Annotated in this window: 26 protein-coding genes; 14 read left to right on the top strand and 12 right to left on the bottom strand. The window is 68.6% G+C overall.

The features are described 5' to 3' along the window. Positions 1-201: 201 nt before the first annotated feature. Entirely contained in the window at positions 202-1,500 is a 1,299-nt protein-coding gene (locus AB0M65_RS28720) for a helix-turn-helix transcriptional regulator (RefSeq protein WP_364034140.1), read from the bottom strand. 438 nt (positions 1,501-1,938) lie between these two features. Between AB0M65_RS28720 and AB0M65_RS28715 the strand changes: the two genes are divergently transcribed. The 6 genes from AB0M65_RS28715 to AB0M65_RS28690 all read left to right on the top strand — a co-directional run bounded on the left by AB0M65_RS28715 (position 1,939) and on the right by AB0M65_RS28690 (position 10,524). Continuing rightward, on the top strand, positions 1,939-2,550 hold the full coding sequence (locus tag AB0M65_RS28715) for a hypothetical protein (protein WP_364034137.1): 612 nt from the start codon (positions 1,939-1,941) through the stop codon (positions 2,548-2,550). Continuing rightward, positions 2,547-2,939, top strand: a complete 393-nt coding sequence (locus tag AB0M65_RS28710) for a hypothetical protein (protein WP_364034134.1) — start codon at positions 2,547-2,549, stop codon at positions 2,937-2,939. The genes AB0M65_RS28715 and AB0M65_RS28710 overlap by 4 nt, the downstream gene beginning before the upstream one ends. Positions 2,940-3,025: 86 nt before the next feature. Continuing rightward, positions 3,026-4,519, top strand: a complete 1,494-nt coding sequence (locus AB0M65_RS28705) for a TIGR02677 family protein (protein WP_364034131.1) — start codon at positions 3,026-3,028, stop codon at positions 4,517-4,519. Continuing rightward, entirely contained in the window at positions 4,516-5,748 is a 1,233-nt protein-coding gene (locus tag AB0M65_RS28700) for a TIGR02678 family protein (protein WP_364034128.1), read from the top strand. Before AB0M65_RS28705 ends, AB0M65_RS28700 begins: the two co-directional genes overlap by 4 nt. Beyond that, the gene (locus AB0M65_RS28695) at positions 5,745-9,731 is read left to right on the top strand and encodes a TIGR02680 family protein (RefSeq protein ID WP_364034125.1); all 3,987 of its coding nucleotides are present in this window, start codon (positions 5,745-5,747) and stop codon (positions 9,729-9,731) included. Before AB0M65_RS28700 ends, AB0M65_RS28695 begins: the two co-directional genes overlap by 4 nt. Positions 9,732-9,816: 85 nt before the next feature. Further along, complete coding sequence (locus AB0M65_RS28690) at positions 9,817-10,524, top strand: hypothetical protein (protein ID WP_364034122.1); 708 nt, start codon at positions 9,817-9,819, stop codon at positions 10,522-10,524. A gap of 20 nt (positions 10,525-10,544) precedes the next feature. On the opposite strand, the gene AB0M65_RS28685 is transcribed toward AB0M65_RS28690, so the two are convergent. The 6 genes from AB0M65_RS28685 to AB0M65_RS28660 form a co-directional block, all read right to left on the bottom strand. Further along, complete coding sequence (locus tag AB0M65_RS28685) at positions 10,545-10,706, bottom strand: hypothetical protein (RefSeq protein WP_364034119.1); 162 nt, start codon at positions 10,704-10,706, stop codon at positions 10,545-10,547. Positions 10,707-10,783: 77 nt separating this feature from the next. Continuing rightward, positions 10,784-11,815 (bottom strand): LLM class flavin-dependent oxidoreductase, encoded by a 1,032-nt coding sequence (locus tag AB0M65_RS28680; protein ID WP_364034116.1) that lies wholly within the window; start codon positions 11,813-11,815, stop codon positions 10,784-10,786. Between the two features lie 118 nt (positions 11,816-11,933). Then, the gene (locus tag AB0M65_RS28675; protein ID WP_364034113.1) at positions 11,934-12,701 is read right to left on the bottom strand and encodes an SDR family oxidoreductase; all 768 of its coding nucleotides are present in this window, start codon (positions 12,699-12,701) and stop codon (positions 11,934-11,936) included. A gap of 103 nt (positions 12,702-12,804) precedes the next feature. Beyond that, positions 12,805-13,485, bottom strand: coding sequence for a hypothetical protein (locus AB0M65_RS28670; RefSeq protein WP_364034110.1), 681 nt, complete (start codon positions 13,483-13,485; stop codon positions 12,805-12,807). Further along, positions 13,482-14,294, bottom strand: a complete 813-nt coding sequence (locus tag AB0M65_RS28665) for an ABC transporter ATP-binding protein (RefSeq protein ID WP_364034107.1) — start codon at positions 14,292-14,294, stop codon at positions 13,482-13,484. The genes AB0M65_RS28670 and AB0M65_RS28665 overlap by 4 nt, the downstream gene beginning before the upstream one ends. Further along, positions 14,291-14,623: a PadR family transcriptional regulator gene (locus AB0M65_RS28660; protein WP_364034104.1), complete on the bottom strand. Its 333-nt coding sequence runs from the start codon at positions 14,621-14,623 to the stop codon at positions 14,291-14,293. The genes AB0M65_RS28665 and AB0M65_RS28660 overlap by 4 nt, the downstream gene beginning before the upstream one ends. Before the next feature lie 152 nt (positions 14,624-14,775). On the opposite strand from AB0M65_RS28660, the gene AB0M65_RS28655 reads away from it, so the two are divergent. Beyond that, positions 14,776-15,144: a YciI family protein gene (locus AB0M65_RS28655; RefSeq protein WP_364034101.1), complete on the top strand. Its 369-nt coding sequence runs from the start codon at positions 14,776-14,778 to the stop codon at positions 15,142-15,144. Continuing rightward, the gene (locus AB0M65_RS28650; RefSeq protein WP_364034098.1) at positions 15,132-16,352 is read left to right on the top strand and encodes an RNA polymerase sigma factor; all 1,221 of its coding nucleotides are present in this window, start codon (positions 15,132-15,134) and stop codon (positions 16,350-16,352) included. The genes AB0M65_RS28655 and AB0M65_RS28650 overlap by 13 nt, the downstream gene beginning before the upstream one ends. Here AB0M65_RS28650 and soxR read toward each other — a convergent pair. After that, complete coding sequence (gene soxR / locus AB0M65_RS28645; RefSeq protein WP_364034095.1) at positions 16,342-16,788, bottom strand: redox-sensitive transcriptional activator SoxR; 447 nt, start codon at positions 16,786-16,788, stop codon at positions 16,342-16,344. The genes AB0M65_RS28650 and soxR overlap by 11 nt on opposite strands. A gap of 52 nt (positions 16,789-16,840) precedes the next feature. On the opposite strand from soxR, the gene AB0M65_RS28640 reads away from it, so the two are divergent. From AB0M65_RS28640 to AB0M65_RS28630, 3 genes are all read left to right on the top strand, one after another. Beyond that, positions 16,841-17,449, top strand: coding sequence for a hypothetical protein (locus tag AB0M65_RS28640; RefSeq protein WP_364034092.1), 609 nt, complete (start codon positions 16,841-16,843; stop codon positions 17,447-17,449). After that, the gene (locus AB0M65_RS28635; protein ID WP_364034089.1) at positions 17,446-18,270 is read left to right on the top strand and encodes an NAD(P)H-binding protein; all 825 of its coding nucleotides are present in this window, start codon (positions 17,446-17,448) and stop codon (positions 18,268-18,270) included. Before AB0M65_RS28640 ends, AB0M65_RS28635 begins: the two co-directional genes overlap by 4 nt. A 123-nt stretch (positions 18,271-18,393) precedes the next feature. Beyond that, complete coding sequence (locus tag AB0M65_RS28630; RefSeq protein ID WP_364034086.1) at positions 18,394-19,497, top strand: class I SAM-dependent methyltransferase; 1,104 nt, start codon at positions 18,394-18,396, stop codon at positions 19,495-19,497. Here AB0M65_RS28630 and AB0M65_RS28625 read toward each other — a convergent pair. Continuing rightward, complete coding sequence (locus tag AB0M65_RS28625; RefSeq protein ID WP_364034083.1) at positions 19,466-20,350, bottom strand: LysR family transcriptional regulator; 885 nt, start codon at positions 20,348-20,350, stop codon at positions 19,466-19,468. The genes AB0M65_RS28630 and AB0M65_RS28625 overlap by 32 nt on opposite strands. A 70-nt stretch (positions 20,351-20,420) precedes the next feature. Here AB0M65_RS28625 and AB0M65_RS28620 point away from each other — a divergent pair, with 70 nt between their 5' ends. Then, positions 20,421-21,755 carry an FAD-binding oxidoreductase gene (locus tag AB0M65_RS28620; RefSeq protein WP_364034080.1) on the top strand — a complete coding sequence of 445 codons (1,335 nt, stop codon included), beginning with the start codon at positions 20,421-20,423 and terminating at the stop codon, positions 21,753-21,755. Positions 21,756-21,873: 118 nt separating this feature from the next. After that, a complete protein-coding gene (locus AB0M65_RS28615) occupies positions 21,874-23,058 on the top strand; it encodes an acyltransferase (RefSeq protein ID WP_364034077.1) in 1,185 nt (394 codons plus the stop codon). A 71-nt stretch (positions 23,059-23,129) separates the two neighbouring features. On the opposite strand, the gene AB0M65_RS28610 is transcribed toward AB0M65_RS28615, so the two are convergent. Genes AB0M65_RS28610 through AB0M65_RS28600 form a run of 3 tightly spaced genes read right to left on the bottom strand, consistent with a single transcriptional unit; the run spans position 23,130 to position 24,645 of the window. Then, entirely contained in the window at positions 23,130-23,546 is a 417-nt protein-coding gene (locus tag AB0M65_RS28610) for a nitroreductase family deazaflavin-dependent oxidoreductase (protein ID WP_364034074.1), read from the bottom strand. Between the two features lie 36 nt (positions 23,547-23,582). Next, positions 23,583-23,933, bottom strand: coding sequence for a PLDc N-terminal domain-containing protein (locus tag AB0M65_RS28605; protein ID WP_364034071.1), 351 nt, complete (start codon positions 23,931-23,933; stop codon positions 23,583-23,585). A gap of 37 nt (positions 23,934-23,970) precedes the next feature. Continuing rightward, complete coding sequence (locus tag AB0M65_RS28600; RefSeq protein ID WP_364034068.1) at positions 23,971-24,645, bottom strand: oxidoreductase; 675 nt, start codon at positions 24,643-24,645, stop codon at positions 23,971-23,973. Positions 24,646-24,718: 73 nt separating this feature from the next. Here AB0M65_RS28600 and AB0M65_RS28595 point away from each other — a divergent pair, with 73 nt between their 5' ends. Next, a complete protein-coding gene (locus tag AB0M65_RS28595) occupies positions 24,719-25,570 on the top strand; it encodes a PaaX family transcriptional regulator C-terminal domain-containing protein (protein WP_364034066.1) in 852 nt (283 codons plus the stop codon). The last annotated feature ends 179 nt before the right edge of the window (positions 25,571-25,749 follow it).

Raw genomic sequence — 25,749 nt, 5'->3', positions numbered from 1 at the left:
ACCGAGTACGTCCAGTACGAGGCCGAAGGGCCCACACCACCAGGAACCACCTGGATCACGAACCCCATCGAACAGATTTGCCAGACACGCCCTAGTCGCAAACATCCCGCTCCTCAAGGCCTGCGGACCCGCGTGCACCTCGTCATCTACGCCTACGAACACGGCCTCGCGAAAAGGACACGAAGCTAAAACTGACAGGATTCAGAGCCCGGCCTGAGCCGCAAGCGCGGAAAGAGCGGCCGGGGTCCGGCCAGGAGCACCGACCATGGAGGTGATCAGCCGTTGGACGGATGGTCGCCTGAGCTCTTGAGGCGCGCATTCGAATGCCTGGTTGAGCGCGCCCACCGCCCGCTCCACATTTCCGTGGTCTTTCCAGGCCCGCGCACCATCGACGAAGGAACGTGCGCGACGCTCAGCGGTCGGGAGACGCCGGGGATCCACCGAATCGAAGTAGGTCAGTGCTCGGGCGGAGTCGCCGAGAGTGGTGTGCACTCCGATGCGGTACACCGCCACCGTGGTCTCGCTGAACTGGGCGTTACCCGTTGCGGCCTCGGCATTCGGCAACCGCCGGGCGGCGTCCTCCGCCTCCTCGACGAGTGCGATGGCTTGAGTGGCGTTCCCGTTCTGAGCCGCCGAATAGCTCGCGGTGCAAAGCAAGGAACCGTAGGTGGCAAGCAACGAAGCCCGCGGGGTGCCCTGGTCCGCCCCGAGATCGAGCGCGGTCTTGGTGAGCATCGTGATCGCGCCGTTCAGTCCGGCGTCTCTGTCGATCTTCTCGGGGACGCTGAGCGCGTGGCGACGCATTCCGATTGCCACCGCTCGAGAACTGGCGGCGATCACCAGTGGGTCGCCGCTGGCCTCGCCTGCCGCGTGAGAACGATCGGCGGCGACCCGGGCGACACAATCGCGGTGCTGCTTGATCGCCAGTTCCGAACCGAGCAGGTAGGCGCGTGCGAGTGCCCCGGACATCCGCTCTCGCATCCGGCCGACGGCGGAGTCTCGGCTCGCGTGTGCGGTGGCGATCAGCTGGGGCAGCACGTGGCCGAGATCGTGGTACTCGCAGGCCTCGAACTTTTCCTGCGCCCTGTTCAATGCCTGCTGAAGCGTTACCAGCGGCACTGGCACGGCCGGGCATTGCGACTTGGCCAGCAGCAGGGCTTCCAGCGATTCCCCGGCTGTGGCCGCACGCGCGGTACTGGGCAGGACCCCGGCAATCGTGACCCCGACCAGCCCTGCGAGCACCTGTCGTCGCCGCATCGCCTCGTCACCGTCCTGTCCACCGGAGATAGCTGTGCTGACAGTAACCGGCACGGCATCCTCCCGCGCTTGTGCCGCGCCGGTGCACCGAGGCGCCAGCCCGAAGAGGTGAGGCGGGATTCCCAGCACTTCGGACAGCATCCGCAAATAGTGGACATCGATGAGCTTGCGCTGACCGGTCTCCATCCGCGACAACGTGCTCAGCGAAAGATGACAACGACTCGCCACCTGCGCCAGCGTCAAGTGGCGAGCATTCGCCCACGGCGCGGGCCAGCCAGCCGTAACGGCCGGTGGCAGCGGCGTGCAGCACCTCGGGTGACGCCCAGAACGGGTGGAGAGCGTCCATGGCAACCTCCACGCCGATGGTCGCGCACAATCACCCTCGATCACCACTTCGGTGCACAGATGCAATTTGACAGTTTCGCAAATCCTTTGCCGATCACGCACACACCACTGCCGCCGAGACCAGGGTGCGCGTTCCATGGTCTCCGAGCTCTGCCTGAGCATTCCGTTTCCAGGAGGCCCGCCGTGGAAGACCGTCGGTATCGCGTTCATGTCGCCCCGAGCCTTGCCACCGCGTTAGCCGAGGTCCATCGGGCATTCGGCAGTGGCGACCTGGTCTCACAGTAGGTCGCCGCCCGTTCCGTCCTTGAAGGCGCAGGCGCCGCACTGCTGGCGAGCTTGACTCGCCGGCTCGACCGGAACGGCTGGGTGATCGCGATACTTCCATCAGGTCTTCCGGACCGGCTGGCCAACGGCGCGGCCGCGGGTGTGTTGTCCGCCTTCGGTGCGCCGTTCTTCACCATCGCCGGTGGCCATGGACTCCGGCTGGACGGCCTGCCCGGATCCGACCTCGATCCGGCAGGTTTCAGCGGGGTCGCGTTGCCCAGCCACCTCGCTTTGCTCATGCTGCGACCGGACACCTACGGAGGCCGCTGCTCGACCGTCTCGGACCTACGTGCCGCTCTGATGCTGCTCGACAACGACAGCATGGAGAAGCCGGTGTTCCACGGGGCCCGGGTGGAACACCTCCATGGTCCAGGGACCCCGAGAGTCCCGTTCTCGACCCTCGACGGCGGAGCGGCAGCGGATGGCGGATGGCTTCGCTGGGCCGGAAAGCCGCCTTTCGACGGACACGTCGCCGAGCACCGCTCCATGCTTGACGGTTTCGCGAGATTGCTGGAGCTCACCTCTCAGAGCTCACGACTGCGCCGGGGCGACTTGGTGATCGCCGAACGACACCGCGTTACCGCCGTCGACCACCGAGAAGCCGGTGGCCGGATCGCGGCGTGAACACGCTTTATGCTGGCGAGATCATGCCACCACTCAAGACCCTGCTCGGAGTGCTGCTGGCCGCCGGCCTGCTGGCGGGCTGCTCCCCCGCACCGCCGCGAGACGACAGGGGGTCGCAGAGCGCACCGACACCCGAGGAGGCTTTCCGGTTCGGCGGCATCTCGATGCCCGCCAGCGGCAAGGTACTCAAGACGGAGTACGAGAAGGGCATCGACGCGATGTATCGCGTCGACCTCACCCTTCCGCCCAACGACCTTCCAGAGCTGCTCAAGGCGTCGAACTTCGCTCCCGGCGTCACGGAGGACGACCAGCTCGTCGACGGCCGCCGGGTCTACCGCAAGGTAACGATCGACGGGACCACCGTGCACCTTGAGCTGTTCACGATGTGAGTACGCAGCGTGAAAAAGATAGGCCGTTCGGACTCGCCTGGGTGACCCCCTAACGTGTAGCTCCACGCACCATCGCCGGAGGCCGCATGGATCCGATCCGTGTACCGCCCGAAATGTTCCGTTTCCCCGACGGCAGCAAGTCCGGGCTTCCCCTGGCGATCCTGCATGCCTTCGGCGAGGCCAACGAACGGCTTGAGACGGCGCTGGGCATCGATGACATCCGCAGGAAACTCCGCGAGGCGGGGTGGCTGGAGACGCTGGACGACGGCGAGCTCGTCAAAGCACTCGACCAGCTGCGAAGCCAAGGCCATCTCGACATCGTCCAGAGTCACGCCGGCGATTACCGGACGGCGAGTGAGTACGAGCGACGGAACCTTCAGTATGCGCTCACACGACAGGGTGAAGCGGCGATCGCGGGGCTCATCCGGGCGAATGAAGTCCTCAGCGCGACGGGTGCGCTGCAGACGGCCACCCTCGACGCGCTGGGTGACCGGCTCGGCGCACTGACGAGACAACTGGAAGACGGCACCGACAAGCGCGTGTTCAGCACGCTCGCCGAGATCGAAGGCCACTTCGAGGCGTTCCGTGACAACACCAAACGCTTCAACGGCGACCTTCAACGCCTTTTGCGGGCGGAAGCGGATCTCGCGGCGTTCCACGAGGTCAAGGCCTCGACGGTGGCGTATCTGCAGGAGTTCCTGAACGATCTGGAGCACCACACGCACACCATCGCCACCCGCCTCAAGGAGATCGGCGACTACGGCGCCGAGCGTGTGCACCGGCGTGCGCTCAACGGCGCCAACCTGCCGAGTGCGAACCCGCGCTGGCTCGAAGTGCGCAAAGCGCGCTGGGACGTCCTTCGCGAGTGGTTCCTCCCCGAAGACGGCGCGACGCCGCGGGTCGAGGACCTCCATCAGGTCGCGCGGCGCGCGATCATCACCCTTCTCCAAGTGCTCGACCGGATCACCGAATCGCGACGTCGGGCGAGCAGCTCGGTCGCCGACTTCCGCGAGCTGGCGCGGTGGTTCACCGTTGTCCCCGCCCAGGAAGACCTGCACCGGCTGTGGTCGACGATGTTCGGGCTGAGTTCCGCCCGGCACGCGCATCTGGCCCACGCGGATCCGGAAGTGGTCAGCACGACGGCGTCGTGGCTCGACGCACCACCCGTCGAGGTCTCGGAGTTGCTGCGCTCGGCAGGCCGCACGGAGCGGTTCACCAGGACAGGGCGGGTTCGCGACGTCGCGGCGATCCGAGCGGCGCGCGTCCACCAGGCGATCGAAGAACGCGCCGAACTCGAAGCGGCCTGGAACATGCTCGACACCGGCGGTGTCGTGCGGCTTTCGGCGTTCGAGAAGCTGGACCACACGGTTTTCGAGCGGTTGCTGGATCTGCTGGGGCAGGCGCTGGGCAGCGGCCCCGACGCGAGTGGCGCCCGCCGGAGCACGACGTCGGACGGCCAGATCGAGATCATCCTGCGGCCTTCGCGGAACGGCGCGGTCGCGCGGCTCACCACCACCAGCGGCGTCTTCCGCGGGCCCGACTACGAAATCGAGATCAGCACGGCCGGAGGCGGTGCGTGAGCCTCACGAACCAACTGGTCATCGCGGAACGCGAGGAGGTCGCCCGCGGGATCCGGGCCCTGCTGGCCACCCCGCTCATCAGCGAACGCGGCGCCCCCGAGACGTTCGATCTCATCCGGCGCCGCCGCGAGCCCATCCGGCAGTGGTTCGACTACTACTGCGGCTGGACGCTCACCGTCGAACCCCGGCTCGGCTACGCGCGGCTGGTCAAGGTCCGCGCCGCCACCGACGCCAGCCGTCCGGCGCGGCGGCTGCGCTCCGGACGGGCGCCGTTCGACCGGCGGCGTTACGTCCTGCTGTGCGTGGTCGCGGCCGAACTGCTGACGGTGCCGGTGACCACCATCGGCCTGCTCGCCGACCGCGTCGGCCGGGCGACCGCGACGGACGACCTCGTCACCACGTTCGACGCCGCGGGGCGGGCCGAGCGCACCGCGTTCGTCGATGTCCTGCGCACGCTCGAATCCTTCGGTGTCCTCGAAGCCGCCGACGGCGATCCGGAGTCCTTTGTGGACGACGTGACGGCGAAGGTGCTGTTCCGGGTCGACGCCACCCTGCTGATGCGGTTGATCGCCGCCCCGGTCGGGCCGTCGCAACTGGCCGTGCCCGCCGACGACGTCGCGCTGCGCTTCGAAGAACTGCTGGAAGCCGTGTCGCACGAGCAGCGCTACGGGCTTTCGTCGGGCCGTCACGAAGACACGCCGAGCGCGTCCGACGTCCAGCGGAACCTGTGGCTCCGGCACGCGGTCTTCCGCCGTCTCGTCGACGATCCCGTGCTCTACTTCGCCGAACTGACCGCCGAGGAACGCGCGTACCTCAGTTCGCCGACCGGCCGCCAGTTGCTGCGCCGCTCCGCCGAACAAGGCGGGTTCGTGCTGGAAGAACGCGCGGAGGGCGTGCTGCTCGTCGACGTCGACGGGCTGGCCACCGACGAGAAGTTCCCGGACGACGGGAGCAACGCCAAGGTCGCCGCGCTCCTGCTGCTGGACGCCCTCGACGAGCCGAGGACGACCGACTACCTGCAGAAGGCCACCGCGAAGCTGCTCAAGAAGTTCCCGCGCTGGGCCAAGACCTACCGGGGCAAGGACGGGGTGCGACGGCTGACCGTCGACGCGCTCGCGGTGCTGACCGGCTTCGGGCTGGCCTGCGTCGAAGCCGAACTCGTCCGGCCGCTCCCGGCCGCCGCGAGGTACACAGACCGGGACACCGGCCGAAAAGAGGAGGCGACGTGACCGTGACGAGGTGGCTCCCGTCCCGCGCGGGCATCCTCAACATCTGGCGCTACTACGACGAGATCTTCGAATTCCACGACGGGCGCCTGCTGCTGCGCGGCCCGAACGGGAGCGGGAAGTCGAAGGCGCTGGAACTGCTGCTGCCGTTCCTGTTCGACGCGAGCCTGCGCGCCAACCGCTTGTCGACCTTCGGCACCAGCGAGCGCAGCATGCACTGGAACCTGATGGGCGAGGGTGCTTCCGGCGCCACACGTGTCGGGTATGTCTGGCTCGAATTCCGCAAGGACGCGGACAAGTGGTTCACCTGCGGCGCGCGGCTGCAGGCGAGTACGCACACCAGCACGGTGCACGCCGACTTCTTCACCACCGACCTCCGGGTGGGCGACGGCGTGGCGCTGGTCAACGAGGCCGGTCAGCCGCTGACCAAGAACGCGCTGGAGGAGCACCTCGGCGAACGCGGGATCGTGCACGCCGGCGCGGCCGAATACCGCGCCGAGATCCGCGCGAAGCTGTTCCCCAGCTTGAGCGAGCAGCGGTACGACGCGCTGATCACCGCGCTGCTCCAGTTGCGGATGCCCAAACTCTCCCAGCGGCTCGACCCGAGTCTGCTGTCCAACCTGCTGTCCCGCGCGCTGCCGCCGTTGGGGCAGCAGGAGATCGCCGACCTCGCCGAGGGTTTCGAGCGGCTCGACGCGCAACGCGAACGGCTCGGCTCGCTGGAGACCGAGGTCGACGCCACCCGCGCGCTCGCCGCGCGGCAGAAGACCTACGCCCAGCGTGTGCTGCGCGCGGGCGCGGCGAACCTCATCACGGCGACCACCCGGCTCGACGAACTCGCCGCGGCCGCCCGCCGTTCGGCCGAGGAGTACGACGAGGTCGCCGCGAGCAAGGAAGCCGCGGAAGAACGGGCGGCGAAGCTCGAAAAGGACGTCGAAGAAGCCGAAGCCCGTGTCTCCGGGTTGGCCGAATCCGAGTCGTACCAAAAGGGGCAGGAACTCGACAAGCTGCGGCAGCGCACACTTTCCGCGCGGGCACAGGCGGAGACGCTCCGCGCGGACGCCGACCGGCTGCGGGCCGAAGCGGCCGCCGACGAGGAGCGATCGCAAGCGGCACAACGGATCGCGAAACGGCAGGCCGACCTCGTCCGCGCGCAGGAGACCGATGTCCGGTCCGCCGCGACCCGCGCGAATCTGGCAGGCGTGCACGACGAACTCGTGGCTGGGCTTGACGAACCCGTCCGGCTCCGTCCGCTGCTGCAGGCCGCGATCCGCGGCAAACGGGATCAGCTCGAAGCCGCGGGCCGGGCGCTGGACAGCTGTGACCGGGCCGTGGACCGGCGGCATCAGGCCGAGGCGGATCTGGACCAGGCGCGGTCGGATTTCTCGATAGCGCAAGAGAAACTGGATCTCACCACGGCCACCCGCGAACTCGCGCTGAGTGAACTGCGCACCCGGCTCGCCGAATGGGCGATCGGCTGCCGTGAGCTGAACTTCCCCGATCCGGAAGCACTCGTGCGGGACGCCGAGGCGGAAGCCTCGTTGCTGGGCGCGATCACGTCGGTCGCCGAAACCGTGCTCGAAGACATCGTCCGGCAGGAGGCGGCACTCGGTGCCGCGCTGACGACCGTGCGCACCGAACACGACGAACTCCTCGTCGAAGCCGGACTCCTGGAAACGCAGGACATCCTCACCCCCGCGGCGCCGCGCACCCGCACCGCCGACCGGGCCGAGATGAGTGGTGCGCCGCTGTGGCGGCTGGTCGATTTCGACGGCTCCGTCGGGGAAAGCGACCAGGCCGGGATCGAGGCCGCACTCGAAGGCGCCGGACTGCTGGACGCCTGGGTGAACTCCCACGGCGTCGTCGACGGACACGACGTCCTCGCGGAAACCGGGACGCTGCCGTCGGTTTCCGGCCGTTCGCTCGCCGACGTCCTCGTACCGGAGCCCGACGCGGAACTCTCCCCGGCGAAGATCCGGCGGGTACTGGAGGCGATCGCCTTCGACGACAAGCTGCCGGCCGGTCCCGCCGCGATCGGCGCCGACGGCAGCTGGCGGATGGGGGCCCTGACCGGCAGCTGGGAGAAGAAAGCCCCGGCGCATATCGGTTCTTCCGCCCGCCTGCGCGCACGGGAACGACGGCTCGCCGGACTGCGGGACGACATTGCCGGGCGAGAGAAGACGATCGCCGAACTGGACGGCGATCTGGCCGCGCTGCGTGGCAGGCGTGAACTGATCAAGATCGAACGCGCTGCCCGCCCCGGCCACGAAGACCTCCTCGTCGCGACGCAGGAACTGACCAGGGCCGAGGCCGACCTGACCGCCGCGGACGCCGCCGTCCGGCACCGGGAAACGACGGTCTCGGCGCTGGAAACCGAGGCCAGGAACGCACTGCACGAGTTGACGAGCGTGGTTTCGGAAAGCGGTCTGCCGACCGAACGGACTCCGCTGGCCGCGCTCGCCACTGCCCTGCGCACCTACTCCGACCAGGGCGAGAACTGGCTGCACGAGCACGGCAACCTGGTCGCGGCGACGCGGCGGGCCGAGACGTTCGCCGAACAGGCGGCCCGTTCGGAGGCGAACGCCGCCCGGCGCGAGGACGAAGCCGCCGAGGCCGAGACCGAGCACACCAAACTCACCGCGATGCTCGACGCGATCGAAGGCACCGTCGGCACCGGCCAGCGCGAGGTGCTCGCCGAAATCGACGGCCTGCGCACGAAACTCCGCGAACTACTGGACGAACTCCGCGCCGCGAACGCGGAGGCGAAGGACCTCGCCGTCTCCCTCGGCGCACTCGGGGTGCGGCGCACGACCGACGCGCGGGCCCGTGAGGACGCCTCCGACCGGCAGGACGCGGCCGCGCACCGGTTCCGGATGCTCGCCACCGGCGTCTTCCCCGCGGACGGCGGGATCGAGGACCTGCCGAAGTTCCAGGCCACGTTGTCCGCCACCGAAGGGGTGCGATCGGCACTCGACGCGGCACGGCTGGTGGCCGCGGCGTGGCCGTCCGTGCCGCATGCCACCGGCAACCTCGGCGAGGCACTGCACCGGCTGTCCGAGGCCGTGCACACCTGCCGGAACACCCTCAGTTCGCGGGCGGAACTCGATCTGGAGACCGACGAGGACGTCCAGATCTTCACCGCCGTCGTCGACGGGCTGCGGGTCGGCGCGGCGGAACTGCTGAAGATCCTTTACGCGGAAGCGGAACAGAGCAGGCACGAGATCACCGGCCGCGAGAGCGACCTGTTCGACAAGACGCTGACCGGCGAGACCCGCCGTCATCTCGCGGCCCGTATCCGGCAGGCCAACGACCTCGTCGACGGGATGAACGCACGCCTGGAACGGGTGCGGACCGCGTCCAAGGTCGCCGTCCGGCTGGTCTGGCAGGTGTCCCCGGATCTGCCGCCGGGCACCAAAACCGCACGGGACCTGCTGCTGAAGGATCCGGACGAGCTGACCACCGAAGACCGCGAGTCACTGCACCGGTTCTTCCGCGAGCGCGTCGAGCAGGCAAAGGCGGACGATACCGCGACAAGCTGGGAACAGCAGCTCGCGCAGGTCTTCGACTACACGTCCTGGCACCGGTTCGTGGTCAAGGTGGACCGCGCCAACGGGGCTGGCTGGCAGCTGCTGACCAAGAAGCTGCACGGCGCGCTTTCCGGTGGGGAAAAAGCGATCGCGTTGCACCTGCCGCTGTTCGCCGCCGTCGCCGCGCACTACCAGGCCGTACCGGAAGCGCCGAGGGTGATCCTGCTCGACGAGGTGTTCGTCGGCGTCGACACGACCAACCGGGGGCAGGTGTTCGCGCTGCTGGCCGCGCTCGACCTCGACCTGATGCTCACCTCAGACCACGAATGGTGCACGTACGCCGAGCTCAGCGGGGTCGGGATCCATCAGCTCATCACCGGCGGGGACGGCGACGACGCGGTGACCACGGCGCGGTTCACCTGGAACGGCCACGACCTCCTGCCTGCCGAACCGCGTTAGCTCGCGAAGTCCACCCACGGTCTGAGCCGGTAAACCGGCCCCTGAGCCGATCCGGGAACATGCCCGGATCGGCAGGCTTCACCCCATGAACACCGACTACGTCTTCCCCGGCCGCCGCGTCGCCGCGGTCTCGATGGTCCTCGGCCCGATCCTGCTGCTCACCGGGACTTTACTGCGCTCCCAGGTCAACTTCTTCTTTCCCGACCAGCTCAAGGCGATGAGCGACCACCCGGCGCTGATGACCGCCGCCTACACGTGTTTCCTGGCGGGCAACGTGCTGCTGTGGCCCGCGATCATGGCGCTGGCGACGAAGATCGGGCGGACCAGACCCGCGCTGGCGGCCTGGGGGGGTATCTTCGTCCTTTTCGGACTCTTCGAGCGCACTTTCCACGCCGGGATCGACCAGGCCGCACTGGGACTCGCCGAGCGGCGCGGTGCCGGTTTCGCCGAGAGCGTGGTCAGCGAGTCGTACCAGGACCTGCATTTGTTCAGTTTTCTGTCGTTCACGATCATGTTCGGCTGGTACGTACTCGCGTTCGCCGCGTATCGCGCCAAGGCGCTCGGCGTCGTGCGGTCGATCGGGCTGGCCACGATGGGACTGCTGCCGCTGGGCGTGCTGAAGGGCACCGAATTCGTTTCGATCATCGGCACCGCCGGGCTTTGCGTCGCGTTGGTACCGGCCGGTGTCCGCGCATTACTGGAAAGTCCCAAACCGAGCCGGAGAACTCTGGTGCTCACGGCGATCGCGGTTCCGGCTCTGGGTGCGCTCGCCTTCGCGAGCACCCTGGGATGAACCGGTTTCCCGTGCGGCCGTCAGGCCAGCCGCACGGGAGTTTTCCCTGTCCTGTCACCGGATTCGTGGTCGCGCCCGGCCGGAAGACAGCTCATCAGGAGCACGAGACCGATCGCCCCGAGAAGCAGGTGCCCGGCAAGGATGCACAGACCACAGAATCCGATCCACAATGAGATCTTCATTCTCAGAGGGTAGTGCGGATCACCTTGACGCGGCCCGGACTTGGGAAAGACTTAAGGTCTCCTTTGGGCTAAGGGTCTCAGCCGAACTCCTTGCGCACCTCCGGCAGTACCTCGGTGCCCAGCAGTTCGATCGCGGTCATCACCTTCGCGTGCGGGACCCCGGACCAGTCCATATGCAGTGAGTACCGGTCCGCGCCGACGAGTTTGCCGATCGAGATGATCCGCTCGGCGACCTGCGCCGGGCTGCCGGTCAGCAGCGCCTGCGCGTCGCGGGTGATCTCGTCGTACTTCGACCGCGTCGGCGGCGCCCAGCCGCGTTCCTCGGTGAGGTACCGCATCATCGAGAGCCAGTACGGGTAGAAGGACTCCTTGGCGTCCTGCGACTTCCGCGCGATCAGCCCGCAGCCACCCATGGTGACGTGCAGGTCGTCCGGGTCGTGGCCGGCGGTGTCGGCGGACTGCCGGTAGATGTCCACCAGCGGCGCGAACCGCTCGGGCTCGCCGTCGATGACCGCGTAGACCACCGGCAGCCCGAGCCTGCCCGCCCGGAGCGACGAATCCGGGCTGCCCCCACTGCCGAGGGAAACCCGCAGACGCCGTCCGTAGGGCCGCGGCAGCACCCGCACGTTGTCCAGTGACGGCCGGAACCGGCCGGACCACGTGATCGGGTCCTCGCGGTCGATTTTCAGCAGCAATTCGAGTTTCTCTTCGAAAAGCGCGTCGTAATCGTAGAGATTCGCGCCGAACAACGGGAACGATTCGGTGAACGAACCGCGTCCGGCGAGTATCTCCGCCCGGCCCCTGCTGAGCTGGTCGAGTGTACTGAACTGCTGATAAAGCCGCACCGGATCCTCGGTGCTGAGCACGGTCACCGCGGTGCCGAGCGTGATTTGTCTGGTGACACTCGCGGCGGCGGCCAGTACCGTCCCTGGGTGGGAGATCGCGAAGTTGTCCAGGTGGTGCTCACCGAGTCCGTAGAAGGACAGGCCCAACTCGTCGGCGAGCCGGATGCGTTCCAACGTCTGCTCCAGTTTGTCCGCCACCGATACCTGCTCCCCTGTGACGGGATCCGGATGGCGGTCACCGAAGCTGTGAATACCGAGTTCCATAACGCCTCTCGTGAAAAGACGTCCTGTCGGCAGGACAATTTTCTCTCGATACCAGCGTAAGGCGGAACAGGCGGTGATTGAGAATTCGACGACCGGAACGCGCTACTCCGAAGCCGAATCAGACCTGGGCGGTCGGCATCACGGTGACCTGCTGGAGATTCACCCTCGCCGGGAGCGAGGTCAGGAAGGCGACGGTCTCGGCGATGTCGCCGGGCTCCAGCCAGGTCAGCGTCTCGCGCACAGTGTCCAGCCACTCGTTCGCGCCGGGGTCGGTGACGTGGCTCTGCAGTTCGGTCTCGACCAGCCCGGGCTCCACCACCGCGACCCGGACGTTCTTCGGGCCGAGGTCGGCGCGAAGGTTCTTCGACAGATGCGTCACGTACGCCTTCGAAGCGACGTAGACGGCGAAGGACGGGAAGATGGCCTGCGCGCCGATGGACGACGTGTTCACCAGGTCGGCGACACCCTTTTCCGCCGCCGAAGCGACCAGATGCGGGACGAACGCGCCGATCGAGTTCATCAGACCGGTCAGGTTGACGTCGATCATACGCTGCCAGTCCGCGGCCGCCACCTCGTCGATCGGCGCGGCCAGCATCACGCCGGCGTTGTTGAACAGCAGGTCCGCGCGGCCCAGTTTCGCTTCCACCTCGGCCGCGGCGGCCCGCATCGCTTCGGCGTCGGCGACGTCGGCCGCGATCACCAGCGCCGTCCCGCCGTCCTGCTCGATCTCCTTGGCCAGCGTCTCCAGCCGGTCCGCCCGCCGGGCGATGAGCGCGACCGCCGCCCCTGAAGCGGCGAGCCGTCGTGCGGTCGCCTCGCCGATACCGCTGGACGCGCCGGTGACGACGGCGACCCGATTGGCGTGGCGTGTCTGGAAGTCGGTCATTTCTGTCTCTCCCGAATGAACTCGTCGCTGCCTTGTGAGTCCAGGAAACCCGCTCGCGCGCAGAGCCGGCACGACCTGGTCAACCTGGGTCCGGCAGTACCAGTCAGAACTCGAGGTGCGAACGCCGTCGCAGCCTGATCCCCGACACGACGGCGACCATGGCGATCAGGATCGCGGCGGACAGGAGGCCGTGCGCGATCCCCCTGGTCAGGTATCCGGTGTCGGTGTGGTCGATGGCGTAGGTGCCGATCTCGCGGCTGGACCAGAACGGCAGCAGCCGCGCGATCAGGCTCGACGGGTCGGCCATCATCTGCAGGCCGACGACCATCAGCAGCACCAGCGTCCCTTCGAGTTCGCGCGGCAGGACGGAACTGAGCACGAGACCGAACGGGGCGGAAACGGCGACCATCAGCACCATCACCAGCGCGACCGGGCCGTACCGGACGTCGTGCTGGTCGACGAGGACCAGCACGAAGTACGGCGCGGAGAGCAGGAGTCCGACCGTCCACAGTGCACTCAACCGGCCCAGATAGAGGTGGTACCCACGATAGCCCGAAAGCCGCAGGCGGGGCTCCATCCCGCGTGCCGCGCTCCCGGCGAACAGCGCGGCCGTGCTCAGCGCCCAGCTCAGGCCGAGGCAGACGAACCGGATGGCCTGGCCGAGATGGTCACCTCGGCGGCTCAGGTAGAACAGCAGTGGCAGCAGCAAAAGGATCAGCAGCACGGACCGGCGCCGCAGCAGTTCGCGCAGCGCCATTTCGGCGACCGTCAGGATCTTCTTCACGCGACCGCCTTCCGGGCCGGGGTGAGTTCGAGCACGGTGTCGACCCGGTCCAGCTGGTTGAGCAGATGGGTGACCACGACGATCGCCTTTCCCGCCTCACGCCATTGCCAGACCTGGTGCCAGAAGTCGAGGTAGGTGCCGCGGTCGAAACCCTGGTAGGGCTCGTCGAGCAGGAGGACGTCCGGCTCACCGAGCCCGGCCATGACCAGGTTCAGTTTCTGCCGCGTGCCGCCGGAAAGGTGTCGCGCCTGCTTGCCGCGTGCCGGTTCCCAATCCAGTGCCGCGGCCTGCGCGTGGCCGGCACGCACGGCCTCCTCCCGGCTCATCCCGCGACCGGCGCCGATCAGGACGAAGTGCTCGCCCGCGTCGAGGAAACCGGCCGTGCCACCGTCCTGCGGGCAATAGCCGAGCGAACCGCGTATCCGGACCTCGCCCTTGTCCACGCCGGTCAGCCCGGCGCAGACGGCAAGGAAGGTGCTCTTGCCGCAGCCGTTCGCTCCGATCACCGCGGCGATCTCACCCGACCGCACGGTGAGGTCCACACCGTCCAGCACGGTCTGGCGGCCGTACTTCTTCGTGATGCCACGGGCTTCCAGAAGCACTTCGCCCGGATTGCGCCGGGGGCGCCCGACGCTGTCCGCGACGGCCGAGGCGTAGGTGGCGGGCGGCCCGAAGACCTGCATCGGATTCCCGCCACCGTCCCTCAGATGCGCCGCCGCCTCCGCGACCACCTGCCGCACGGCGTCCCCGCCGACGCCGCGCCGTCGCAGTTCGTGCGCCAGCGCGGAAAGCCATCCGTCGTGGTTCATCGTCCCTCCCGCAAGATCGAGGCCACCCCGGCGGAGAACTCCTGCCAGTCGGCCGTGGCGTGTCGCAGCGTTTCCCTGCCTGCCGCGGTGATCCGGTAGTACTTGCGCGCGGGTCCGGCCGTGCCGTCCTGCCAGCTCGCGGTGACCAGGCCGAACCGCTGCAACCGCAGCAGCACCGGATAGAGCGTGCCGCCCTGGATCGGGCCGAGTCCGGCGGCGTCGAGCGACTGCGCCAGCTCGTACCCGTACGACTCGCGCTCGGCGACCAGGGCGAGTACGCACGGCGCCAGCACCCCCCGCAGCCATTGGCCTCGCCGGTCCTGATCCACGCCGAGCAATGTAGCAGTGCTACCTAGATAGCACTACAAGCTAGTCTGACCTGCGACGATGTGCCCGCGAGAAAAATATCGCCGCCAGTGTCGAATCGGCGGGACACCCTTCGTATAGAACGTGACAAGCCGCTTCGACGAAGGAGAACGCCATGCCCCAGTACCTGATCAGCCTCTATCAGCCCGATGGTCCCCTCCCGCCGCCGGAGTTCCTGGAGCCGGTGACGCGCGAGATCCAGGCGCTCAACGACGAGATGAAGGCCGCGGGTGCCTGGGTGTTCGCCGCCGGATTGCACCCGCCGACGACGGCGACCGTGCTGCGGACCAAGGAAAGCGGCGACATCGTGCTGACGGACGGCCCGTATCTGGAGGGCAAGGAACATCTCGGCGGGTTCACCATCGTCGAGTCGCCGGATCTGGACGCCGCCCTCGAATGGGGCCGCCGGGTCGCCGAGATCACCGGTCTGCCGATCGAGGTCCGGCCGTTCCAGGGCGAGGAAGACCCTTCGTGCGTCCCCTGACCACCGAGGACATCGGGCGTGTCTTCACCGAGGAGTACGGCCGCGCGGTAGCCGTACTGGTCCGCGTCTTCGGCAGCATCGACATCGCCGAGGAAGCGGTCCAGGACGCCTTCGCCGCGGCGGTGGACCGGTGGCCGTCCACCGGGCTGCCGCCGAGCCCGGCGGGCTGGATCATCACGACCGCCCGCAACAAGGGTATCGACCGGATGCGCCGGGAGACCGCGCGCGACGACAAGCACGCCCAGGCCGCGCTGATCCACGCCGTCGACGAACCAGCGGAGGAGGGACCCGTGCGTGACGACCGATTGCGGCTCATCTTCACCTGCTGCCACCCCGCGCTGGCCGTCACCGCGCAGGTCGCGCTGACGCTGAAACTGCTGGGTGGCCTGACCACCGGCGAGATCGCGCACGCGTTCTTCGTCCCGGAAACGACGATGGCGCAACGGCTGGTCCGGGCGAAGGGCAAGATCCGCGACGCGAAGATCCCGTACCGCGTCCCGGACGACGCCGATCTGCCGGACCGGCTGCGGTCGGTGCTCGCCGTGGTCTACCTCGTGTTCAACGAGGGGTACACGGCCAGTTCCGGCGAGCGGCTGACACGCGAGGATTTGTGCGCCGAGGCGATCCGGCTCTGCCGGTTGCTTGCCGGGCTCATGCCCGACGAACCCGAGGTCACCGGGCTGCTGGCGTTGATGCTGCTCACCGAGTCACGCCGGGCCGCCCGTACCGGGGAGGGCGGCGACGTCGTCCTGCTGGCCGGGCAGGACCGGTCGCGGTGGGACCACGGGCTGGTCGCCGAGGGGCAGGCGCTGGTCCGCGCCTGCCTGCGGCGTAACCAGCCAGGGCCGTACCAGCTCCAGGCCGCGATCAACGCCGTCCACAGCGACGCCGCCGACGCGGAAAGCACGGACTGGTCCCAAATCGTGCGGCTGTACGATCTGCTCCTGACGATGAATCCGACCCCGGTGGTCGCGCTCAACCGGGCGGTCGCGGTGGCCGAAGTGGACGGTCCCGGCGTGGCGCTCGACGTCGTCGACGGCCTGGATTTGGCGGACTACCACCTCTACCACGCGATCCGGGCGGATCTGCTGCATCGCCTCGGCCGCTCCACGGAATCGGCACAGGCGTACGAAGCCGCGATCCGGCTGGCCGCGAACAACGCCGAACGACGGCTGCTGGAACGGAAACTGGCCGCGGTCAGTCGCTGATCAGCCGCGCCGCGCCGGGTCCTTCGGCGGCGAGGACGTCGCCGGGGTTGACCAGCACGCACTGCTCGAAGGACAGGCAGCCGCAGCCGATGCATTCGGTGAACCGGTCACGCATGCACTCCAGTTTCTCGATGCGCTTGTTGAGTTCGGCGCTCCAGCACTGGGAGGCACGCTGCCAGAACGCGTGATCCGGCGCGGTGCCCTCAGGCAGGAAATCGAGCACCCCGCCGATGACTTCCAGCGGGATGCCGAGATGGTTCGACGCGCGGACGAACGCGACCAAGCGGAGGGTGCCGCGGGGGTACCGGCGCTGGTTTCCGCTGGTACGCCTGCTGCTGATGAGGCCCTGTCGTTCGTAGAACCGCAGTGCGGAGGTGGCGACACCGCTGCGCCGGGACAGCTCCCCGATGGTGAGTTCGGACGGCAGTTCGGACATGCCCGCCATCCTAGCTTGACTTGAACCCTTGTTTAAGTTTCATGCTGAAGGCATGACGGAACAGGCGGTCGCGAAAATGACCATCCACAAGGGACACTGGCCGACGCCGGCAGCCGGCTTGGTGGCGGTGGCAAGGGAATACCCGGACGCCGGCACGGCACGAGCGGCGTTCGCGGAGCACGAAGGACTCGTCTCCTTCACCGCCTACGAAGGCATCGACCACGACGGCGCGTTCACCTATGAGCAGTGGACCGGCGAAGACGCGATCCAGAACCCGGACGGCGCCCCCGTGTACCACCTTTACCGCGGGCACCGGGGCGAGGGGATTCCCGGCGCGCTCGTGGTCGTCTCGGTCGAGTTCGACGGCCCCGACGAACGGCGGCAACGTGACTGGGTCGACCTCGTCCTGACGGCGCTGGACTCGGAGCCCGCGCGGCCGGAAGGCGGGCTCTCGGGGTACTTCCACGTGAGCACCGACGGGACACGCGTGCTCAACTACGCCGAATGGGTCAGCGCCGAAGCGCATCTCGCCGCACTCGCCGCGCCGGGCGCCGACGGGATCGGCACGACCGACGTGTGGAAGAAGGTGCACGCCTACCCGGGTGTGTCGGGTGGTTCGGTCAAGCGGTACCGCCCGGTGTTCTCGGCGGTGGCGGCATGAAGCCGGTACTGGTCGCCGGGGCGACGGGCAACGTCGGCGCGCGGATAGTCACCCAGTTGCGGGCGCGGGACGTGCCGGTCCGGGCACTGAGCCGGAACTCGCCTCCGGACGGCGTCCGCGGTGACCTGGCGAAACCGGAGACGATCGCACCGGCGCTCGACGGCGTCGACACGGTGTTCCTGATGCTCGCCGGATCCGCCGAAGCACTCCTGCCCACGGTTTCGCTGCTCGGCGAACGTGTGAAGCGCGTCGTGTTCCTCTCGTCGGGCTCTGTCGACGATTCCCTGGCGGAGCAGGACAACGCCATCGGCACCTGGCACCGGTCCGTCGAAGAAGCAATCGAGGCGACGAGCGTGGACTGGACTTTCCTGCGCCCGCACGGCTTCGCGGTGAACACCCTCGGCTGGGCGCCCGCGATCCGGGCGGACGGCGTCGTCCGCGGCGCGTACGGCGAGGCGTCGATGCCCCTGATCCACGAAAAGGACCTGGCCGCGGTGGCAGTCGAGGCGCTGACCGCCGACGGGCACGCGGGGGCGAAGTACGTCATCACCGGCACCCGGCCGCTCACGCAGATCGAGCAGGTGCGGATCATCGGCGAGGCCGCCGGTCGTCCGGCGCGCTGGGAAGAGATCCCTTTGCCGGAAGCGAGGGCGGCGATGCTCACGAGGATGCCGGACTTCGTCGTCGACACGATACTGACCGGGTTCCGTGAACTGGTGACGAAACCCGGCGAAGTCACCTCGACCGTCCAGGACGTCCTCGGCAGGCCGGGGCTGGATTTCGAGGTCTGGGCCGCCGACCACGCCGCCGACTTCCAGTAGCATCGGCTTCGTGTCGACACCGGTTCATGCCGCGGCGGTCCGCTAGCCGCCGTTCCTGACCTTGTCCCCGACGGGCGCCGCCCGTGGGGTCTCTTCGCCACGCGCGGATCCAGGAACGGAAACATGAACCCTCTGTCCATAAAGGACGGTGGTCGGCGCTGGCTGACCACCGTCGACGCGACCCTCCCTGGCGCCGTCGTCTCCGTCGACGACGGGATCACCGCCGACGAGGCGTACCGGCTCGCCTCGGCCGGCACCGGGCTGGCCTGGCACGGCGACTTCCCGAACGCGCGGAACCTCCTCGCGGCCATGTCGCGCCGGTGCGGCTCCGCGGCCGGGAAACCCTTCCAGGACCAGCGAAACCATCAGGCCCGCCGGGCGAGTGTGCTCGGCAGGCTCCTGGTTCCGCTCGATCCGGGACATGTCCTGCCGCTGCGCCGCGGGCCGGACGTCCGCCTGGCCTGCACCGAGGCCTACGGGCCTTCGGAAACCGCGTCGCTGGTGTCGTTGCGTGAACTGCTCGGCGTCGTCGGCGCACACGAATGGCGGGTGAAGGGCGTCGAAATCCCGGCTCTCGGCGCGAAGATCCATCCGCACCACGGGGTCTTCTCCCCCGTCCGCGGTGAGTACGTCGACCTGGTCGCGAGAACTCCGTTACCCACCAGGGAACTGGCGTTCGACATCGGCACCGGGACCGGCGTGCTCGCCGCGGTCCTCGCGCGTCGCGGCGTCAACCGCGTGGTGGCGACCGACAACGAGCCCCGCGCGCTCGCCTGCGCGCGGGAGAACTTCGAGCGCCTCGGTTTCCCCGGACTCGAAACCCTTGAGACGGACGTGTTCCCGCCGGGACGCGCGCCACTGATCGTCTGCAATCCGCCGTGGCTGCCCGCTCGTGCGCGGACCCCGCTCGAACGGGCCGTCTACGACCCGGGAAGCCGGATGCTGAACGCCTTCCTCGACCGGCTGCACCGGCATCTCGAACCCGGCGGGGAAGCCTGGCTGATCCTCTCTGACCTCGCCGAACTCCTGGGCCTGCGTACCCGCGAACAACTTCTCGCGACGTTCGAGCGTGCCGGGCTCACCGTCCTCGGCCGCGAGGACACCCGGCCCGTCCATCCGCGAGCCGCCGATCCGAGCGATCCCCTGCACGCCGCCCGTGCGAAGGAGGTGACTTCGCTGTGGCGGCTCACAACGCTCACAGCCCCAGCAGCGCCCGCGCCTGACTGACGAACACGCGGGCGGCGGGGCTGACCGGCCCCTCCGTCCGCCAGGCCAGCGCCAGTTTCGCCCGCAGCCCGGCAGGCCGCGTGATCTCCATGGCGTGCAGGTTCGTGTAGTAGGTCGCCAGCGACATCGGCACCACGGCGACGCCGAGTCCCCGGCCGACCAGTTCGGCGACGACGTTCGGGTCGCCCGCCTCCAGCGTCACCCTCGGCTGCGCGCTGTCGGCGAGGAACGCCGCGTCGACGATCGCGCGCATGCCGGTGCCCTTGGGCAGGCTCACCAGCGATCGGCTTTCCAGCTCCGACAGCGTGATCGTGGCCTGCGCGGTGAGCGGGTCGTCCGGCCCGGAGATGGCGACCAGCGGCTCGTCGAGGACGACCTCGAAGCCGATGCCGGGCGGCGGCTCGCCGGAAAGGCCGATCAGCGCGATGTCGAACCGGCCGTCGGCCACGCCCGCGAGCAGGATGTCGGAGGTCGCCTCGGCGAGCGTGATGTCCACGGCGGGATGGCGTTGATGGAACCGTGCCAGCAGATCCGGCAGGTTGACCGGCCCGCGCGAGGAGACCATGCCCATCGCGACCTGGCCGCGGACCAGTCCGGTGAGTTCGTCGACGGCCTGCTTTACCCCGGCGACGGCGGCGAGCGCCGCCCGCGCGTGCGGCAGGGCGGCCGCGCCGACGTCGGTCAGCCGCACCGCCCGCGCCGACCGGTCGAGCAGCGGCTGCACGAGTTCACGTTCGAGCCGCCGGATCTGGGCGCTGACCCCGGGCTGCGCGACGTGCAGCCGCTCGGCGGCGCGGGTGAAATTCGCTTCTTCGGCCACCGCGACGAAGTACTCCAGCTGACGCAGCTCCATAAGCATTGATTCTAGTTACCAGACAAACCAGCTCTTGGACTTCTGGCCGGATCGAGACCAGGCTGGTGTCATGACCACTATGTTCCACCCCGGCGACGCCGGTTTCGAAGACGAACTCGCCGGCTTCCAGACCGCCGTTCGCCGCCGTCCCGACGTGATCGTCGCCGCCACCTCGGCCGCCGACGTCGTCGAAGCCGTCCGGTACGCCGGCGAGCACGACCTCCCGGTCGCCGTCCACTCGACCGGGCACGGCGCGACCGTCCCGTTCGAGGGCGGCGTGCTGATCACCACCCAGCGCATGGCCGGGATCCGGATCGACGCGGAAATCGCCAGGGTCGACGCGGGGGTGCGCTGGGCCGCGGTGATCGAGGCCGCGGCCGAGCACGGGCTGGCGCCGCTGAGCGGCTCCTTCCCCGGCGTCGGCGTCGTCGGCTACACCCTCGGCGGCGGGTTCAGCCTGCTGGGCCGCAAATACGGCCTCGCCGCCGACCAGGTCACCGCGATCGAGGTCGTCACCGCCGACGGTGAACTCCGCCGCGCCACCCCGGATACCGAACAGGACCTGTTCTGGGCACTGCGCGGCGGCCGCGACAACTTCGGGATCGTCACCGCACTGGAGTTCCGGCTCGTCCCGGTCACCCGGTTGTACGGCGGCAGCCTGCAGTTCGGCCCCGAATCGCTGGCCACCGTGCTCCGCGCTTGGCGTGACTGGACCGCGGAGATGCCGCGCGAGATGACGTCATCGCTGGCGATGGTCCCGATGCCGGAGCTGCCGATGGTGCCCGAGCCGCTGCGCGGGAAGCACGTCGCGCAGATCCGGATCGCGTACCTCGGCGACGCGGCCGAGGGTGCACGCCTGGTCGCGCCGCTGCGTGCCGCCGCACCGGTGCTGGGCGACACGATCGCCGAGATCCCGTTCACCAAGTCCGGCACGATCGCGAACGAGCCGCCGTTCCCGCATGGCTACCGCGCAGACAACGCCACCGTGTCCGAACTGAACGACGCCATGCTCGACGCGATCCTCGAACACGCCGGTCCGGACGCGCCGGTGCCGACCGTCGTCCTGCTGGACCTGCTCGGCGGCGCGCTGTCCGACGTCCCCGAGCACCCCGGTGTCGGCTGGGATCGCAAGGCCCGGTTCACCGTCCGGGCACTGTCCGTAGTGGACGACGCTCCGCTGTCCGAGATCCGGAGCGCGCACGGGAAGCTCTTCGACGCGCTGAAGCCCTGGTCGACGGGCAAGCTCCTGACCTTCGTCTACGGCGAGAGCGACCCGGCCGAGGAGGCGGCCAAGGTGTACTCCGGCGCGGACCTGCGCCGCCTCGCCAAGGTCAAGGCCGCCGTCGATCCGGCGAACCGGTTCCGGCTGACGCATAACGTCGAACCGGCGCCTGACGCTGGGTGAACCACGAAATTCGCAGGTAGGAGGCCACGATCCGGCCGAAGGCGTACCGGTATCGACCCGTATACTTCCGGGCCGATACCGCCATTAGGGGGTGTCGATACCGCCTTTAGGGGGCACGATGCGCACTTTGGACCATGACGAGTTCCTCGCCATGCGTCGGTTCCCCGCGCTCGACGGGCTGCGTGCGATCGCGGCCACCATCGTGATCCTCTTCCACTTCGCGGGTCCGAAGTGGAGCTGGCTGTCCGGCTGGGTCGGTGTCTACATCTTTTTCGTGCTGTCCGGTTTCCTGATCACGACGCTGCTGCTGCGTGAGCAGGACCGGACCGGCCGGATCTCGCTTTCGGCGTTCTACCTGCGCCGGGTGTTCCGGATCCTGCCGCCGTACCTGGTGATCCTCGGCGGGATCGTCGTCTTCGCCTGGCTGCGTGGCGAGTTCTTCGAACGCGAGTTCCCGCACGCGCTGAAGTACTACCTGACGTTCTTCAACGAGTTCCTGCCCGGCAGCAAGCCGAACGGCGCGGACAACTTCTTCAGCGGCTCGTGGACACTGGGCATCGAGGAGAAGTTCTACCTGGTCTGGCCGTTCCTGCTGGTGGTCGCGGGTGCGGTCGGGCTGGCCGCGGCCTGGCGCAAACTCGCGCTGGCGATCGCCGCGTTCGCGTTGATGGCAGGCCTGGTCGGCGTCACCAGCGGCTGGGTGCTCAACGGCCCGCAGGTGCCGATCTACCGCTCGACCGTGCACTACGCGATCCTGCTGATCGGCTGCGTGCTGGCGATCGCGATGCACTACCGCCGGTCCTACGCGGTGATCAAACCGCTGACCCATCCGCTCGCGGCGATCCCGGTGTTCGGCGCGTTCGCCCTGCTGCATGTCAACATGGAAAGCCTCTGGGGGGAGACCGGCAGCAATCTCGGCCTGCTGATCGCCTACGGCCTGCTCTCGGCGATGTTGCTGGTCGTGCTGGTGTCGCCGGGGCCGCTGCGCCGGCTGCTGGCGACGAAGCCGATGCGCTTCGTCGGTGAGCGCTCGTACTCGCTCTACCTGCTGCAGGGTCCGGTGCATTTCGCCGTGGTCGCGGCGATCCCGCCGCTGGGCGAGCACCGGATGATCAGCGCGCTGACCGTGTGCGCGGTCGGGCTCGGGATCGCGGACCTGATCCACCGCTGGGTCGAGCAGCCGATGATCGTCACCGGCAAGAAGCTGATCGCGCGCCGCCAGGAGCGCAAAGCTCTCCGCGCGGCCGAGGCCGAACTGAAGAAGGAGCCTCGCCCGGTCGATGCCCCCAGCGGCGCGCGCTGAACCCCGCAACTAGTCCTCTGGTTGCGGTAGTTGCACGCGCAAGGACCGCAACTAGAGGACTAATCGCGTAATCAGCGCGAAAGCGTGACGATCGGGATCACCCGATCGGTCTTCGCCTCGTACTCGGCGAAGCCCGGCATGGCGCTGACCATCTTCGCGTAGAGACGGTCGCGCTCGGCGCGGTCTTCGAGTACGACCGTCGCGGTCGCTTCGAACTTCTCCGTGCCGATCTCAAGGGTGACCTTCGGGTTCGCCGAGATGTTGTGGAACCAGGCCGGGTTCTTGTCGGATCCGGCGTACGACGCGGCGATGACGTACTTGCCGTCGTCCTCGACGAAGACGAGCGGCGAGGTGCGCGGTTCACCGCTTTTCGCGCCGACCGTGGTGAGCAGCACGAGGGAAGCGCCCTCGAACGGGCCGTCGACCTTGCCCTCGTTCTCCCGGAATTCCTTGATGACGTTCTTGTTCCAGTCCAGCGTGTCCGACATCTTTCCTCCTGTATGGATCTCCGCCGCCGAGGCTACTCAGTCCTCACGGGCCTTGCGGCGCTGCGCTTCGGCGCGCTCCCGGCACTTGCGCAGGAACTCCTCGTCGTCGTCGGCGCTCGTCGCGGCGAACCGGCCGGGCCGGTCGTACTCCGGGAACGCCGGGGATTCCCGTTCGTACCTGCCACGCGGCGCGCGGGCGGCGTGCTGGGGGCGGCCGGCGACCAGCCAGACGATCGAGCCGACCAGCGGGACCAGCAGCACCAGGATGAACCACATCCCCTTGGGCATATTGCGGCAGGATCCCTCGTCCGTGGTGATCACGTCGACGAGACAGAAGATCCACAGACCGAGCGTGAGAACGCCGAAAAGACCATTGAAATACAGCATCGAAAGACTCCCCAGTTCCAGATGACCGGGGTAAGTACTAGCACAGGAGGGCGTCGAGAATTCCCGCGGCCACGTCGAGTGCCTGAGCCTGCCCGGGGCAGTGCTTGGGCCCTGCTCCGAACGGACGATCGGTGAGGTCCACCTCGACGACCTCGCCGCCGACCCACCGCCGGGTGATCCGCACCGGCGGATCCTCGCGCAGCACCCGGTCGAGCAGGCTCGCGGCGTCCTCATCTGGCCGGTGCGCGGCCAGCGCCTTGCCGAGCAGCTTCGCCGTCGCGTCACAGGCCTGCACCAGGATCCCGATCCGCGCGGCCGTCCGCTCGCCGACGTCGCCACCACAGACCTCGATCAGCCGCCGCATGGCCTCCTCGGCGTGGGGACCGGCTTCGGTGTGCGGGTGATAGGCGGCGGAAACCGTTGCGATGTCACGGGAAACGTCCGGCAGCCCGAGTTCCGCCGCGAGGACGGCGACCGGGACCGTCCACGCGATCCGGTCGGCCGGTTCGCCGTCCATCCGCCGGGTGAGCGCGAAGGCCTTGTCCCGCAGGGACCCCATCGGTGCGAGTTCTTCGAACACGAGCACACGCCGCCGCGGGTGGTCCTCCGGACGGCTGAACCGGGCGACGTTCGCCCGCAGCCAGTACACCCCACCCGGCTCGACGTCCTGGGGCACCGGCGGGACGGGGGCTTCGATCAGCGGATTCTCCATACCGCGACGCTAAGTGCGGAACGCTTCGGTCACGGCCGAAACATGCGCCTGCCGTCGTTGTTATGGTGAGCGGGTGACGGCCGTGCCGGAGGCAACCGAAGTCGACGGCGCGGGGCGAACGGCGCAACCGCGCCAGCTCATCGTGACCGTGTACGGCCTCTATTCACGCGGCGAAGGCGGCTGGCTTTCCGTCCGGTCCCTGATCGATCTGCTGGCCGGAGTGGACGTCGAGGAACCCGCCGTCCGGTCGTCCATCTCCCGGTTGAAGCGGCGCGGGATCCTTTCCGCCGTCCGCCGGAACGGGGCGGCCGGATACGAACTCTCCGAGACCGCGCTGGCGATCCTGCGCGAAGGCGACGAGCGCATCTTCCGCCGCGAACGCGCCACCCCCGGCGACGGCTGGCTGCTCGCGGTGTTCTCGGTTCCGGAAGCAGAACGGCACAAACGACACATTCTTCGCACGCAACTCGCGCGGCTCGGCTTCGGAACCGCGTCGTCCGGTGTCTGGATCGCACCCGCACACCTGCGCGACGCGACGTCGGACATGCTCCGGCGGCTCGAACTGGAGAGCTACGCCGACCTCTTCCACGCGGAACACCTCGCGTTCGGCGACGTGCGCGAGAAGATCCGCGACTGGTGGGACCTCGACCAGCTCGAAACGCTGTACACCGCGTTCCTCGACGAGCACACTCCCGCGCTCCGGCGCTGGCAACGGCGCAAGACCACGGACGAGGCCGAGGCGTTCGCCGACTACGTCCGCGTGCTGACCGCCTGGCGGCGACTGCCCTACCTCGACCCCGGCCTGCCCGCCGAGCTGCTGCCGCCCGCTTGGGCCGGGATCCGGGCGGCGGATCTGTTCTTCACGTTGCACTCGCGGTTGGGCGAGGCCGCGGCCGCCCACGTCTCACGGACGCTGCCCAGCTAGCGCGGCCAGGCAAGGGATCGAGTGGCGATTCGGGTTCTGGTGAGAGGTAAGGCAACCTGGCGTGGCGCGCTCTACCGGGCTGCCCGCCGCCTCCGCCCGTGTCCTGAAGGCCCCCTTTGAGACGTTGATCGTCTCAAAGGGGGGCGTCAGGTCACGGGGGGACGCCAAGCGAAGGCCGG

The organism is Amycolatopsis sp. NPDC051071 (assembly GCF_040682875.1).
Lineage (GTDB): Bacteria > Actinomycetota > Actinomycetes > Mycobacteriales > Pseudonocardiaceae > Amycolatopsis.
Note: the sequence above shows the minus strand (reverse complement) of the source record. Positions and strands in the feature narration are given on the sequence as shown.